This window comes from Clostridioides difficile ATCC 9689 = DSM 1296 (genome assembly GCF_001077535.1).
Classification (GTDB): domain Bacteria; phylum Bacillota; class Clostridia; order Peptostreptococcales; family Peptostreptococcaceae; genus Clostridioides; species Clostridioides difficile.
Map to the genome: position 1 here is coordinate 716,116 of NZ_CP011968.1, position 14,214 is coordinate 730,329.

15 protein-coding genes and 1 pseudogene are annotated in these 14,214 nt (G+C 28.2%); 14 read left to right on the forward strand and 2 right to left on the reverse strand.

Features of this window, described 5'->3' with window-relative positions:
• The first annotated feature begins 212 nt into the window (after positions 1-212).
• The 5 genes from CDIF1296T_RS03770 to CDIF1296T_RS03790 all read left to right on the forward strand — a co-directional run bounded on the left by CDIF1296T_RS03770 (position 213) and on the right by CDIF1296T_RS03790 (position 3,714).
• Positions 213-1,526: a phosphoadenosine phosphosulfate reductase gene (locus CDIF1296T_RS03770; protein ID WP_003438907.1), complete on the forward strand. Its 1,314-nt coding sequence runs from the start codon at positions 213-215 to the stop codon at positions 1,524-1,526.
• A gap of 17 nt (positions 1,527-1,543) precedes the next feature.
• Complete coding sequence (locus CDIF1296T_RS03775) at positions 1,544-2,080, forward strand: IbrB-like domain-containing protein (RefSeq protein WP_003429542.1); 537 nt, start codon at positions 1,544-1,546, stop codon at positions 2,078-2,080.
• A gap of 515 nt (positions 2,081-2,595) precedes the next feature.
• Complete coding sequence (locus CDIF1296T_RS03780; protein WP_003429541.1) at positions 2,596-2,817, forward strand: spore coat associated protein CotJA; 222 nt, start codon at positions 2,596-2,598, stop codon at positions 2,815-2,817.
• Positions 2,817-3,080: a spore coat protein CotJB gene (locus CDIF1296T_RS03785; RefSeq protein ID WP_003438891.1), complete on the forward strand. Its 264-nt coding sequence runs from the start codon at positions 2,817-2,819 to the stop codon at positions 3,078-3,080. Before CDIF1296T_RS03780 ends, CDIF1296T_RS03785 begins: the two co-directional genes overlap by 1 nt.
• Before the next feature lie 61 nt (positions 3,081-3,141).
• A complete protein-coding gene (locus CDIF1296T_RS03790) occupies positions 3,142-3,714 on the forward strand; it encodes a manganese catalase family protein (RefSeq protein WP_003438889.1) in 573 nt (190 codons plus the stop codon).
• A 629-nt stretch (positions 3,715-4,343) separates the two neighbouring features.
• Here CDIF1296T_RS03790 and CDIF1296T_RS20040 read toward each other — a convergent pair.
• On the reverse strand, positions 4,344-4,580 hold the full coding sequence (locus CDIF1296T_RS20040) for a helix-turn-helix domain-containing protein (protein ID WP_225722742.1): 237 nt from the start codon (positions 4,578-4,580) through the stop codon (positions 4,344-4,346).
• Between the two features lie 718 nt (positions 4,581-5,298).
• Between CDIF1296T_RS20040 and CDIF1296T_RS03805 the strand changes: the two genes are divergently transcribed.
• Entirely contained in the window at positions 5,299-5,832 is a 534-nt protein-coding gene (locus CDIF1296T_RS03805; RefSeq protein ID WP_009895614.1) for a methylated-DNA--[protein]-cysteine S-methyltransferase, read from the forward strand.
• Between the two features lie 201 nt (positions 5,833-6,033).
• A complete protein-coding gene (locus CDIF1296T_RS03810) occupies positions 6,034-6,237 on the forward strand; it encodes a class I SAM-dependent methyltransferase (protein WP_225538669.1) in 204 nt (67 codons plus the stop codon).
• 607 nt (positions 6,238-6,844) lie between these two features.
• Here CDIF1296T_RS03810 and CDIF1296T_RS03815 read toward each other — a convergent pair.
• The gene (locus CDIF1296T_RS03815) at positions 6,845-7,483 is read right to left on the reverse strand and encodes a plasmid stabilization protein (protein WP_009895615.1); all 639 of its coding nucleotides are present in this window, start codon (positions 7,481-7,483) and stop codon (positions 6,845-6,847) included.
• 492 nt (positions 7,484-7,975) lie between these two features.
• Between CDIF1296T_RS03815 and CDIF1296T_RS03820 the strand changes: the two genes are divergently transcribed.
• From CDIF1296T_RS03820 to CDIF1296T_RS03855, 7 genes and pseudogenes are all read left to right on the forward strand, one after another.
• Positions 7,976-8,389: a DUF3795 domain-containing protein gene (locus CDIF1296T_RS03820; RefSeq protein ID WP_009895616.1), complete on the forward strand. Its 414-nt coding sequence runs from the start codon at positions 7,976-7,978 to the stop codon at positions 8,387-8,389.
• Positions 8,390-8,461: 72 nt separating this feature from the next.
• Positions 8,462-8,998, forward strand: a complete 537-nt coding sequence (locus CDIF1296T_RS03825) for a GrpB family protein (protein ID WP_003438861.1) — start codon at positions 8,462-8,464, stop codon at positions 8,996-8,998.
• 231 nt (positions 8,999-9,229) lie between these two features.
• Positions 9,230-9,823: a chloride channel protein gene (locus CDIF1296T_RS03830; protein ID WP_021389686.1), complete on the forward strand. Its 594-nt coding sequence runs from the start codon at positions 9,230-9,232 to the stop codon at positions 9,821-9,823.
• Positions 9,824-10,365: 542 nt separating this feature from the next.
• Positions 10,366-10,485 (forward strand): annotated as a pseudogene (locus CDIF1296T_RS20045) (zinc ribbon domain-containing protein); the annotation flags it as partial.
• 126 nt (positions 10,486-10,611) lie between these two features.
• Positions 10,612-11,514, forward strand: a complete 903-nt coding sequence (locus CDIF1296T_RS03845; protein ID WP_009895617.1) for a chloride channel protein — start codon at positions 10,612-10,614, stop codon at positions 11,512-11,514.
• A gap of 611 nt (positions 11,515-12,125) precedes the next feature.
• The gene (locus tag CDIF1296T_RS03850; protein ID WP_009895618.1) at positions 12,126-13,139 is read left to right on the forward strand and encodes a M56 family metallopeptidase; all 1,014 of its coding nucleotides are present in this window, start codon (positions 12,126-12,128) and stop codon (positions 13,137-13,139) included.
• 351 nt (positions 13,140-13,490) lie between these two features.
• Positions 13,491-14,060 (forward strand): GrpB family protein, encoded by a 570-nt coding sequence (locus tag CDIF1296T_RS03855; RefSeq protein WP_003437637.1) that lies wholly within the window; start codon positions 13,491-13,493, stop codon positions 14,058-14,060.
• Positions 14,061-14,214 lie beyond the last annotated feature (154 nt).

Here is a 14,214-nt window from a genome sequence, read left to right on the forward strand (position 1 = left end):
AAAATATGATATTTATATATATTGGAAAAAAATGTAAAATAATGATAAAATATAGTTTATAATACAAAAGTATAATTACATTATAATTATATGTAGTTAGTTGGATTTGTGTATTTAAATAATGTATAATTTATGCTGATTACTGCTAAAAAAGCATAATAATATTGCATTGTAAGGTTTTATAAACTTCTAATTGAAAGGGGATAATTCAAATGGATAAGAGATATTTAGAATCCGATGTATTTGAAGCTTTTCAAGAAAGACTTTCTTATCTTTTTAATGAATTTGATTATATCTATGTATCTTTTAGCGGAGGAAAAGATAGTGGTTTACTGCTAAATTTAGTTTTGGATTATAAGAGAAAGAATAATATAAGTTCCAAAATAGGAGTATTTCATCAAGATTTTGAGGCTCAATATAGTTTGACTACTGAATATGTTGAAAAAGTATTTGAAGATAATATTGAAGATATTGAACCATATTGGGTGTGTTTACCAATGGCTACAAGAACTGCTGTAGGAAATTATGAAATGTATTGGTATCCATGGGATGATGAGAAAGAAGAGTTATGGGTAAGGGAAATGCCAGTCAAAGAATACATAATAAATCAAAAAAATAATCCTTTTACTTATTATAAATATAAAATGAGACAAGAAAGTTTGGCAAAACAATTTGGTAGATGGATTAGAGATATACATGAAGGTGCAAAAGTTGTTTGCTTATTAGGAACACGAGCAGCAGAATCTCTACAACGTTATTGTTCTATTGTGAATAAACAGCATGGATATAAAGGAAAGTGCTGGATAACTAAGGAATTTAAAAATGTCTGGACGGCATCTCCTATATATGATTGGGAAATAGAAGATATATGGTTAGCACACTATAAATTTGACTATGACTATAATAAAATTTATGACTTATTCTATAAAGCTGGAGTAGCTCCAAGAAAAATGAGAGTGGCATCACCTTTTAATGATTCAGCAAAAGAGAGTTTAAATTTATACAGAATATTGGACCCAGATGTATGGGTGAAATTGGTTGCTAGAGTACAAGGAGTTAATTTTACTTCTATTTATGGCAAAACAAAAGCTATGGGATATCGTAGTGTTAAATTGCCATATGGACACACATGGAAAAGTTTCACATATTTTTTGCTTGATACCTTACCTGAAAATATAAGGAATAGCTATATTAAAAAATTTTCAACATCTATTGAGTTTTGGCAGAATACAGGTGGTGGTTTGTCAGAAATAGTTATACGTGAATTGTTGAGAAAAGGTTATAAAATAGAATTAAATGGAGTTTCAAATCATACAAAAGATAAAAAGAGTAGAGTCATATTTTTGGATGATATACCTGATGATACGGATGATATTAAATTTACCAAAGATATACCAAGTTGGAAAAGAATGTGTTATTGTATTTTAAAAAATGACCATATGTGTAGATTTATGGGATTTGGTCCTACAAAAGAACAGAGAATTAGAACGGAATATATTAAGAAGAAATATGAAAAAATTCATTAGATAGGAGTTAAGATGCTATGGAATATAAAAGTCCTGTATATGGAATCATCGCAGTGCCAATCGAAAAGATAGAATCTAACGACTATAATCCAAATGCAGTAGCCCCACCAGAAATGCAGTTGTTGTATAAAAGTATAAAAGAAGATGGGTATACAATGCCAATTGTCTGTTATTATAATGAGGAAAAGGATAAGTATATTATTGTAGATGGTTTTCATAGATATAGAGTAATGCTTGAAAATGAGGATATATATGATAGAGAAAATGGACTTCTTCCTGTTTCAGTAATTGATAAATCTCTTGATGAAAGAATGGCAAGTACTATTCGACACAATCGTGCAAGAGGTTCTCATAATGTGGATTTAATGAGTAAAATTATAACTGAACTTTGTGAAATTGGAAAATCTGATGAATGGATATCAAAGCACCTGGGTATGGAAGTTGATGAAATTCTTAGATTGAAGCAAATAACTGGATTAGCTTATTTATTTAAAGATAAAGAGTTTGGTAATGCATGGATTCCCTTTGGCTCTGATATAGAAGAAGAAAATTAAATAGATTTATTAAAAGAAAAAGATTTATTAAAAAAGAAAATTTAAAATATATATTAAAAAATAAAGAGTTTTAATATTATATGTAAGTACAGAAAAAAGAGTAGGAAAATTATCCTATTCTTTTTTTATTTTTATAATTATACTCTTAGAAAAAATAAAATTATATAACTAAATGTATTTTAATACAAGTTTATTTATAAAAAAATAGTATTAAATTGTATATTTATATCGTTTTTAATAAAAAATAATCACATTTTATTTAAAAATGAATAATATATAGTAAATAGTAATTAAGCTATAAAAAATTGTATAAACTCTATATTATTTATTTAAAATAGATATTTATGAAAGATTAATTAGAAAAATTTTAGAGGTAAAATAAGAAAAAAAGATACTTATTTAATCATTTAATCTTATTAAAGACCTATTAAAACTACCAGTTATAATATAGAACCAGTATACAATTTTTAAAAATAATGCTATTTTAAAATTCTAAAAATTAAGGAGGATAATTAATGGGATATTTAAAAGAGGATAAACAAGACTATTGTTGTGAATTTGCTAGACCATACATCAATCGTCAAATTTATGATGACACATACAATCCAAAAACAGCATTAAAAAGAGGTACTTTATTTCCTGAATTAGATTTAATAGAGTCAAATAACTATAATGATTGGCTATATGCAAATCCTAAAAATAGAGTTAGAGCTAAAAAAGGGGGTAACATGTACTAATGTCATTAAATAGAAGAGAACTTTTAGAGAGAATTTCAGAATATCAATTTGCCTGTATAGAATTAAATTTATATTTAGATAACAATCCAAGGGATAAGAAAGCTCTTGATTCATACAACAGATACTGCGATAAATTTACACAAGCTGTGTGTGATTATGAATCTAAATATGGAGCATTAACTAATTTTGGATATGAATCAAGTGAATATCCTTGGTCATGGATATCTGAACCTTGGCCATGGGACAAATCATTTTATAAATAAAATTATTAAACTTTAAAATTAGATTTATTATTAAATATATATTAAGGAGGAGTAAGATAATATGTGGATTTATCAAAAAACACTGGAACATCCAGTTAACATAAGACAAGCAGACCCTAGAATGGCAAAATATATCATGACTCAGTTGGGAGGACCTAATGGTGAGTTGGCAGCTGCAACTAGATATCTTCAACAAAGATATACTATGCCAACTGGAAAATCTCGTGCACTTTTAACTGATATAGGTACAGAGGAAATGGCTCATGTTGAGATAATTTCTTCAGTGTTATATCAATTAATAGGCAATTGTACTCCAGAAGAGCTTAAGGCTGCTGGACTTGGTAGTAATTATGCTAATTTTGGACATGGTCTTCAGCCAGTAGATTCTAATGGAGTAAACTTTACTACAAGTTATATTAATGTCTTTGGCGATTCGGTAACTGATTTACATGAGGATATGGCTGCTGAACAAAAAGCATTGGCTACGTACTATCAATTAATAAATTTAACTGATGACCCTGATTTGAAAGATATATTGAGATTTTTGGGTGAGAGGGAAGTAGTTCACTATCAAAGATTTGGTGAAGCATTAATGGATGTTTATGAGTTTACAGAGTGCAAGCATCAGTTTTAATGAATAATTAAAAGTGAATGGAGAGTAAGCATCAGTTTTAATAAAGAATTAAAAGTGAACAGAGAATAAGCATCATTTTTAATGAAGTATCAAAAGTGAATGGAGAATAAGCATCATTTTTAATGAAGAATTAAAAGTGAATGGAGAGTAAGAATAAGTTCTAATGAAGAATTAAAAGTGAATGGAGAGTAAGAATAAGTTCTAATGAAGAATTAAAAGTGAATGGAGAGTAAGAATAAGTTCTAATGAAGAATTAAAAGTGAAAAGAGAATAAGCATAAGTTCTAATGAAGTATTAAAAATGAAAAGAGAATAAGCATAAGTTCTAATGAAGTATTAAAAATGAAAAGAGAATAAGCATCATTTTTAATGAAGTATCAAAAATAAAAAGAGTGTAAATATTAGCTCTAATAAACTATCAAAATAAGAGGTAAAAGTTTTAGTTGATTTCTTTTATCTCTTATTTTTTATTGATTAAACAGATTACTTTGCTATTTAAATATATTATTTTAGCAAAAAAAGTCCAATCAAAAGTTCAAAGTATTACCATAGTTCAAAGCATTGCCGTTGTTAGTAAGTTTTTTACAATATTTTTTATTTACTCTTTGGATAATCAAAAGAAATAAAAAATCATATCTCTTTTTTTATATTTCTGTACACTTTTGGAGAATATCCCGTTTTTTCTTTAAAACATTTACTAAAATAGATTATTTGATGAAAAACAACTTTTATAGCAATGTCACTTATTAGCTCATTTGTGCCTTTTAGAAATTGAGTTGCTTTTAGTAAACAAAACTCAGTAAAATATTTACAAGGTATAGTATTTAAACTTAGTTCAAATCCTCTGGAACACTCTGATTTATTGATATTATCACTGCTTGATAGTACTCCAAAATTAAGTTTTCACAATAGTACCCTTCAATATAATGTAAAACAATAGTATTTTTCAATATAACGTAAAATTTTTTGCATATGGATATTAATTATATTTTTGTGTTTTATTGGTGGCAAAACAATATTTTTTATCATAATAAGCCAAAGGAAAGAAACAGAAACTAATGCTTCATACATATACAGTTCATTTTTACTTTTTTCTAACCTTATTAATCGTTGTAGAATAGAAAACACTTTATTGCGCCAATTATATTTATGTGTAAAATGATAAATAGCGAATTGTTCGTTTTCTGTTATTCTATTTACTAACGATTTTACTGGATTTCTAACATAAAAATACTTTTCTTTTTTACAGCCTATTCTTACTTTTCCCATTTGAAAGTATTATGATATTACTTGATGTTATATCGATATTTTTTTGGTCTATTTAGTGATAAAATTATAATATACACTTCTATAAAAGTTAATACAGTAGGAAGCTTAAATGTATGAATTTTATATTCATCAAAAGGAAAGGGAAAAAAGGATGAACAGATGCAGGTAAATATAAAACTAATATGATATGAGGATAGATATTATAACGAAAGTGTAGTTAGAAGGAAATTATATTAGTATGTTTTTACATAATGGTAGATAGAAAAGAAGTGTCTAATGATTTGAGTGAAGTTTTCAGAATATAAGGAGGAATTGTATGCAATATATTAGCTATTACCATAGTCCAATTGGAAATATTCTTTTAGCATCAGATAATATTGGGTTAACTGGTCTTTGGTTTGAGAATCAAAAGTATTATGCTTATAATCTTGACCAAGAACATCAAGAAAAAGAATTGCCAATTTTCGAGCAGACAAAGAAATGGTTAGATATTTATTTTTCGGGAAAAGAACCCAATTTTACACCATCACTCCATATGGTAGGTACTCCTTTTCAGATTACAGTGTGGAAAATTTTACAACAAATACCATATGGTAAAACAATCACTTATGGAGAAATTGCATATAAAGTTGCTCAACAAAAAGGAATATCTAAAATGTCAGCACAAGCAATCGGTGGTGCAGTAGGGCATAATGGAATCTCTATTATTGTTCCATGTCATCGTGTTGTAGGAACAAATGGGAGTTTGACTGGGTATGCTGGTGGAATTGATAGAAAAATAAAATTGTTATCTTTAGAAAAAGTATCTGTGCAACATTATTTTATCCCAAAGAAAGGGAGTGCATTATAAAGCCATTAAATTTAGAAATTCTTAATCATTTATTTGATATACAAACATCTAATTTTGAAAGCAATAACTTGCAATTTTAAAAAATGATTATTTAAACTATATGTTATACAACCTTATTCCTAGTAAACATTATACAACTTTAGAGGTAGTTTTTAGAGCTTGTATTTTGGAAGTTTATTTTCATTTTTCGTGTGAGTAGTTATATGTTTAGATGCAGTAATTTATATGCTACAAACAGGAAAACAAGGAGCAGACAAAAAATATTTAGATAATATGTTTTTTGTGAAAGGTTATGTTGAAGAACTTCTATTTTTAGACAACAGTTATGATATTGTATTTTCATGTATTGTATTTCATCATTGTACAAATGTTCAAAATATATTTTGTATATTTTGGAAATGGTAAGAGTGTTAAATGTAAGGGGAAAATTTATAATGTTTGATACTTAAGCTACTCATTAAGTATTAAGAACCATACAAGATAAGGTTGAAATTTATATGCTTCGTTTTATGTAAAAAATGTAAGTGAGTTAGAAATGAAAGAATTATTTATAAAAAATAGATTAAGTATTGGAAAATATGAAAAATAGATGTTGAACAAAACTTAGTCGATTGGTTAAATTTAACCAAACACTTAAAGTATCAAAAGAAAAAATTATTACTCTTAAGCAAGAAGATATAAATGGAAAAATGAAAACAAGATTTTATCCTTTTATAAGTGATAAGGGGATGTGTTTTAATCAAAGATGGACTTTTATTTTAGGCTGAAAAATTATATAACTATATTATAGGATATAAGGGAGATACACAACTTTTTAGTGTCCAATCTCCCTTATTTTTTATTATTATATCAAGACTCATTTAGTCGTGTTAATTTTAGGATAAAATGAGTATTTTTTTAATAAATTATTTATAAGTAAAGTGTGTTGTCGGATAATCAGTATTTCTGTATAAAATTTGGTATAACTTTAAAGAAGTATGTGAAATTTTCAGGTATTTTTTACTATAGTATATTATTTAACTGATTTTAATTTAGCAATATCATTCGAATTCTTAGATGTGACTATCTCTATATTATTTAAATCATTTTTAATATCTGATGTATCTTTTACTAATGAAGAGGTATGTTTAATCACTGTATCTAATGTATTTCTGTTAATTTTTACATCTGACTTAATTTCTGTAACATCACTCTGAATAGTATCAAGTCTACTACTAGTTTCAACTTGTCCAGTTTTTAAGTCTTTAATATCAGGTTCCATATTGTCTAACCTACTATTGACTTCTTTAATTTCAACTTGCATATCAGTAATACTGTCTTGCATACTATTAATAGTGCCATCCATACTACTGATACTGCCTTGCATATCGCTAATAGTGCCATTCATACCACTGATACTACCTTGCATATCGCCAATAGTGCCTTGCATACCACTAATAGTGTTTTCGATACCATTGATATTGCCTTGCATACTACTAATAGTGCCTTCGATACCATTGATATTGCTTTGCATATCGCTAATAGTGCCTTCGATACCATTGATATTGCTTTGCATATCGCTAATAGTGCCTTCGATACCACTGATACTACCTTGCATATTACTAATATTACCTTGCATTTCCTGTAATAACTCTAATATTTTTTCATCCATCACTATCACACTCCTGTTTTATTATTATAACATAATTTAGGTGTTATATTCCACAAACGCTATGTCATATTTAATTTTTAATCATATAATTATCTGCTATTCAAAACATGGTTAAATATATCTATATTGAGAACGTTTTTATTAATGACTATATTGAGAACTTTTTTATTAATGAATCTTATGTATTGTCTAAGTTTCTAAGATACTGTAATAAGTGTTTTTGAGGCATGTGTGGTTATATTTGTATTTAAAACTGCTGGTAATATCATATACTTTTAAATATACCTTAAGTTATTTATATTGATTACTTGTATTTGAATATTTTGATTAGTAGCTTCCTTTTTATCTCTTTTTATTCTTAGTTTTAAACTTTCATATTTCCTTGAAAATTTATTGGCAATGAAAGTGCATGAATTTTTTAGCTATTTTTTATGTTACAATATGAATATATAACAATTCGACAAATTGGATTTTTGAAAGGAGTAAAATGTTATGAAAATGCCAAAAGAGAGTATTGATACGATTATGTTTGCTCCTTGTGGAATGAATTGTATGGTTTGCTATAAGCATTGTTATCACAAAAAGCCATGTGCTGGTTGTTTGAATGGCGATACAGGAAAGCCAGAACACTGCCGTAAGTGTAAAATAAAGGATTGTGTCTGTCAAAAAGGGTTGTTTTATTGTTTTGAATGTTTCAATTTTCCTTGTAAACTCATAAAAAATCTTGAAAAAAGTTATAACAAGAGATATCAAGCAAGCCTTATGGAAAATAGTAAATTTGTTCAGCAGTACGGTTTAGAGAAGTTTATGCAAAAGCAGAAGGAGAGATATACTTGTTCTAAATGTGGAGGAATTATATTTATTCATGATAGAGAATGTAGCGAGTGTCAAGAAAAAGTGAAATAGCTAAATCACTGTTTATCAAGATAGAAAAAATTGTAATATATATAAAGGTGGATTATATTGAGGTGGTATATAGTGATAGGTTTAAAATGTGGTATGGTTAAATTATTGGAACATCAGATGATATGGGATAAAAGTGCAAAAGATGTCATTATATTATTGAAAAGTATATGGGATAAGACTGCTATTGATATTCAACACATTGGAAGCACTTCTATTCCCAGTATTAGCGCAAAGCCTATTATTGATATTGTTGTAGGTGTTGCTTCTTTAGAGGAAGCTAAATTATACCTCGAAAGGTTAGAGCAATGTGGAATCGTTTTTCGAGGTCAGGATGTACCAAAACAATTACTTTTTGCTATGGGAGATTTTGAGAAAAATACTCGTACTCACCATATTCATGTTGTTGAATGGAATAGTGTTGCATGGAATAATTATATCAATTTTCGAGATTATCTAAATACTTTTACAGACAAAGCAAAACTCTATGATAGTCATAAACAAAAATTAGCATTACAGTTTGAGGACAATCGTAAAATCTATACACAGAGAAAGCAAGAATTAATAAATATTTTGCTGGAAGAAGCACGACTGTGGAGAATAAATACCTAAAAGAATAAATTCACATTTATTGAGAAATTGAGCAATTATTTTCTTATATTTAGTAAGTAAAAATCTATTTTTGTTGATTAAAAAATATCTGTACACACTCATGACTTTAGTCATTGGAGATTCAGATTGTGTAGAATTATTGGATGAAGGAGGAATAGTATGAAAAAGGATACATCTCATATTATCAAACGGGCAGAGCACTTTCAGGTAATTTTGATTGGTGAAGGACTTATGGTTGGGGCTGTGGCTGGTTTGATTGTGCTTTTATACAGGATACTTTTAGGGCAGGCTGGTACTTGGCTTAGCCAAATTTTAAAATTTGTAGAAGGTTCTACAATAAAAATAATAGCTTGGTTTGCAGTACTTGCAGTACTTGCATGGATTGTATCAAAGTTGGTGGACTGGGAGCCAATGATTTCTGGAAGTGGTATCCCTCAGCTTGAGGGGGAAATGACAGGGAAAATAAAACAAGTATGGTGGCGAGTGTTGCCAACAAAATTTATTGGAGGATTCTTATCACTCATGGGTGGTCTTGCTTTGGGAAGGGAAGGTCCTTCCATTCAGCTTGGTGCTATGGCAGGTAAAGGTATTTCTAGAGCTCTTGACCGAGGGAAGACAGAGGAAAAATTCCTGTTAACCTGTGGGGCAAGTGCTGGATTATCAGCAGCCTTTCATGCACCACTGGCGGGTGTTATGTTTTCACTTGAAGAAGTCCATAAAAACTTTTCAGTATCTGTTTTAATTTCTGTGATGACAGCATCTTTGACAGCAGACTATATTTCAGCCAATTTCCTAGGAATGGAGTCTGTATTCCAGTTTGATTAAAAAATAGCTACGCACACTTGTGACTTTAGTCATGAGTTAGTAGCTAAAATAGTCAGCATATAGGGAAACCTATATGTAGAGATAGGATAGAACCTATCCAATACTACTTGAATTGCTGGAAACCCCTAAAGCTAACCAAACTAAAACATAAGGATGAAATAAACCTAAGTGTGAAAGTTACGAAAGTAGAAAAAATTGGTTAGATGGTATAAGGTTAAATCCTAAGTACTTTAAAATGGGCAATCAGCAGGTAAACTCCGAATAGGAGAAACTTCAACGACTATTCCTCTTGAGGGAAGTACACTACAAGCTATTGGTAGTGGAAGTGGGTAGACCTTAACGGATAATGCCGAAGGATAAGATATAGTCTGTGCTTGCATGAAAGTGTAAGAAGTTCATAAGAGAACTGCATAGGTAGTAGCGAACTTATGTGAACGACAACCTCAAAAATGATAAAAGTTAAGACTTACGGTTCTTAAATATGTTATTTAAAATTAAATATAAAACCTTCTAAATAATTGTTTTAAATAATTACATTTGTTAACATTATTATAAGAGAATGGATTTGTCCTAGTTGTAATGAAACTCACGATAGAGATATAAATGCAAGTATAAATATATTAAAAGAAGGATTAAGACTAATAACAATTCAAAATAAATAACTTATGTAAGAACCGTAGGAACTACGGGGATAGCCTGTGGAGAATTAGTAAGACATATGTTAGTATGCAAAATTCTATGAAGCAGGAACCCTGTGACTTTAGTCATGGGAGGTTCAGATTGGAAATGTGTTGCCACAAGATTATTATGGATTAATAGTGATTTTAGGTGTTATTCTTGGAGTTATGGGGGCATTTTACAACTGGTTTACTCTATATGTGCAGTCTTTATACAAGAAGATTCCTAAAATTGGTACCTTTGGAAAACTGTTGATTCCATTTATAATGGCTGGTATTCTTGGGATTGTTATGCCTGATGTTCTGGGGAGTGGACACAATTTAGTTGAAGAACTTACAAGTCATGAATATATTTTTGGAATGGTTGTTTTGATTTTTGTTATACGTTTTATATTTTCGGCTGTTAGTTTTGGGTCAGGTGCACCAGGGGGAATATTTTTTCCATTGCTTGTTTTAGGAGCATTTATAGGTGGAATATTTGGTATGGTAGGTGTTAAAGTTTTTGGAATGAATCCCGATTATGTAAATAACTTTGTGCTTTTGGCTATGGCAGGATATTTTACAGCTATTGTGCGTGCCCCTTTGACTGGTATCATATTAATTTTTGAAATGACAGGTTCTGTTAGTCAAATGCTTTCACTATCAGTAATTTCAATTGTGGCATATATTGTGGCTACACTTATGAAGTCTAAACCTATTTATGAAAGTCTTCTTGAGAGGTTACTTGAAAAAAATGGAGAACCTGTACATAAAGAGAGGGGCGAAAAGATACTAGACCAGTTCTCTGTTATGTTTGGCTCTCCTGTTGCGAACAAGGCAATTCAGGATGTACAGTGGCCTGAAAATTGTCTTTTGGTAGCAATTCAAAGAGGTGGAGAAGAAATTATTCCTAGGGGTAAGACAATTCTTAGACCAAGTGATGTAATTGTGACTATGACAGATGAGAGAGATAGTGGTGCTGTGTATGATAAAATGGAAAATTTGTGTAAAGAACATACGGCACATATTTTTTAGGGATAATGATGAATGTTTAATAATGATAGAATATTTAATGAAGATTTGATTAAAAAATTGGTAATTTGAAAGAGAGTTAAGGAATTAATATAAGAAAATGAAAATGTGATATCTTAGATGTAAAAGAGTTTGAAGAAAATAATTGTATATATTTGTTAATGAGATTATATGGACTAATGGTATATTTATACTGTGCTAAAAGTTGCACTATTGTATGAGGAATGGGAATAAAGGGTTTGAAAAAATAGGTAGAAGATTTTTCAGATATTCTTATTGGGATATTTTAATTAATATATTTTAATTGCGATATTTTGGGAAGAATAGAATTTATTTATAAATGAAAATAATTAAAAGGGGTTAAGGTTGTATTAGCCCCTTTTGCTTATAGAGTTTGGAAATGGTATCTTGATAGTAGTTGTTTCATGCTTATTATATTTTATTACATATTTTAAAATTGACCTTATTACTCCTAAATCATTGTTATATCAACTTTTAAAACACTTTCAAGACAATCGCCTATTGAAAACAAAGTTAATTAAAAACCTACATATCAGTTTAGTATTCGTGTAGATGATTATATAAATATAAAAGTATAAGAAAGGTGAGTATCTGTGGTTAGTTCATTTTTAAATGATATCTTTAGAACAATTTTAGTAAGTTGTATTTTTATAGTTATTTTATTAGTCTTTAGAATAACTTTATTTAAGATTTTCAGTAAAAAATTTAATTACTATATATGGCTTATTGTGATTATTAAGCTATCATTACCATTTATGAATTATACTTTTATATTTAATGAGTCAAAATATAATGGTAATATTAATAAGATAAGTTTAGGCAATTTTAATAGTATTTCTATTGTATATAGTACTGTTTTAGTCTCTGTTTGGATTGCTATTACGATATTTTATTTAGTTTATACTTTATTGAAATATATTAAGCTTAAAAATATGATAAATGATTTGTCTTATGATGTTGAGGATGATAAGATAAAAAATCTTTATGAAAATTTATTAAAAGAGCTTAAGATAAATAAAAAAATACGGCTTAAATATTCATATGAAGTTGAAAGTCCAGTATTTTTTAATTCGTGTGTCATTTTACCACCATGTGATTATACATTGAAAGAGTTAAACTGGATATTTAGGCATGAGTTGATGCATTTTAAGAGTAAAGACCTTTATATTAAGTATTTGGTGATATTTTTAAAATGTGTTTATTGGTTTAATCCTTTTGTGTATATAATGGAGAAGTTTATAGATTTGGATTGTGAATTTTATTGTGATGAAAGAGTTTTGAAGAATTGTACGATAGAAGAGAAGCAGGATTATGCATTGACAATAATTAGTGCAATGAGAAAAGGTTCAAATAGTTCAAATAAATTTGTGGCTGGATTACATAAGGAGTCAGATATTAAAAAAAGAGTGTTTAGTATGTTTAATGAAAAGTACAGAAATGGTATTTTGATAGCAGTTATTTTATGTTTATTATCTTCTATTACATATTTTAAAATTGATTTAATTACTACTAAATCAATATTTTATCCACTTTCAAAACAAACACCTATTGAAAACAGAACTAATTCAAAACCTACATATCAGATTAATGTTTATATAGATAATTAAAAAATACAAAGTTTAACAAGAGATTAATATAAATAATTTTAATAAGTATCTTTCACATATGTTAAATTTACTTTAATTATATTAAAGCCAATGAATTATTCTTTAGAAGCTCCAATGCCAGTAAATACAGGTAAAGAAAAAATTACTACAATTGTAGATTAAAAATGTTCTAATATTTAAAAAAATGCAAAAGTGTAAGAAGGGTAAAAATCTATTATAATACATTAAAAACTAAATTTAGAAAAATTTACATAATTAGAAAAATGATTTGATAAAAAATAAAGTTAAATATTAACTAAGTAAATTTGAAAAAGAAAAAATATAAAGTACAAATTTAAAAGGAGGTAACTAATGAAAAAGAAGTTGGAAGATATGACTTTAGAGGAGTTATGGAACTTGTTTCCTATATTTTTGACTACTCACAAAGAATGTTGGAAAAATTGGTTTAAAGAAGAACAATATAGACTAACTGGAATATTGCCAATGCAAAAAATTGTTAGAATAAGTCATATTGGAAGTACTTCTGTGAGTACGATTTATGCCAAGCCCATTGTTGACATACTGATTGAGATAATTCCTGATTATAATATGAAAGATATTAAAGATTTGATTGAGTCGAATGGATATATTTGTATGTCTGAGAGCAGTAGTAGGCTTTCACTTAATAAAGGGTATACAGTAGATGGATTTGAAGAACGAGTTTTTCATTTGCATATAAGGTATGTAGGTGATAATGATGAGTTGTTTTTTAGAGATTACTTAATTGACCACCCAGATGTTGCAAAGGAGTATGAAAAACTTAAGTTGGACCTTTGGAAGAAGTATGAGCATAATCGTGATGCTTATACAGATAGTAAACTAGATTTTGTTAGGGAGTTTACTGAAAAGGCAAAGGTGTTGTATTCTAATAGATATAATTAGAAATAGGTACAATTAGATATTTATCTTATATATTGTATTATATTTTTTAAGAAAGTAATTAATAGAAAAAGGGCTTGTTTCAAAATGGAGAGATAAATCCCTTTTTCATTGTTGAAAGGATAAAAATATATTTGATTTCATGTAAAAAAGAGTG

Excerpts from the sequence above, each read along its gene's own strand:
- CDIF1296T_RS03770 (WP_003438907.1), top strand. The coding sequence starts at position 213 with ATGGATAAGAGATATTTAGAATCCGATGTATTTGAAGCTTTTCAAGAA.
- CDIF1296T_RS03775 (WP_003429542.1), top strand. The coding sequence starts at position 1,544 with ATGGAATATAAAAGTCCTGTATATGGAATCATCGCAGTGCCAATCGAA.
- CDIF1296T_RS03780 (WP_003429541.1), top strand. The coding sequence starts at position 2,596 with ATGGGATATTTAAAAGAGGATAAACAAGACTATTGTTGTGAATTTGCT.
- CDIF1296T_RS03785 (WP_003438891.1), top strand. The coding sequence starts at position 2,817 with ATGTCATTAAATAGAAGAGAACTTTTAGAGAGAATTTCAGAATATCAA.
- CDIF1296T_RS03790 (WP_003438889.1), top strand. The coding sequence starts at position 3,142 with ATGTGGATTTATCAAAAAACACTGGAACATCCAGTTAACATAAGACAA.
- CDIF1296T_RS03805 (WP_009895614.1), top strand. The coding sequence starts at position 5,299 with ATGCAATATATTAGCTATTACCATAGTCCAATTGGAAATATTCTTTTA.
- CDIF1296T_RS03815 (WP_009895615.1), bottom strand. The coding sequence starts at position 7,483 with ATGGATGAAAAAATATTAGAGTTATTACAGGAAATGCAAGGTAATATT.
- CDIF1296T_RS03820 (WP_009895616.1), top strand. The coding sequence starts at position 7,976 with ATGAAAATGCCAAAAGAGAGTATTGATACGATTATGTTTGCTCCTTGT.
- CDIF1296T_RS03830 (WP_021389686.1), top strand. The coding sequence starts at position 9,230 with ATGGTTGGGGCTGTGGCTGGTTTGATTGTGCTTTTATACAGGATACTT.
- CDIF1296T_RS03855 (WP_003437637.1), top strand. The coding sequence starts at position 13,491 with ATGAAAAAGAAGTTGGAAGATATGACTTTAGAGGAGTTATGGAACTTG.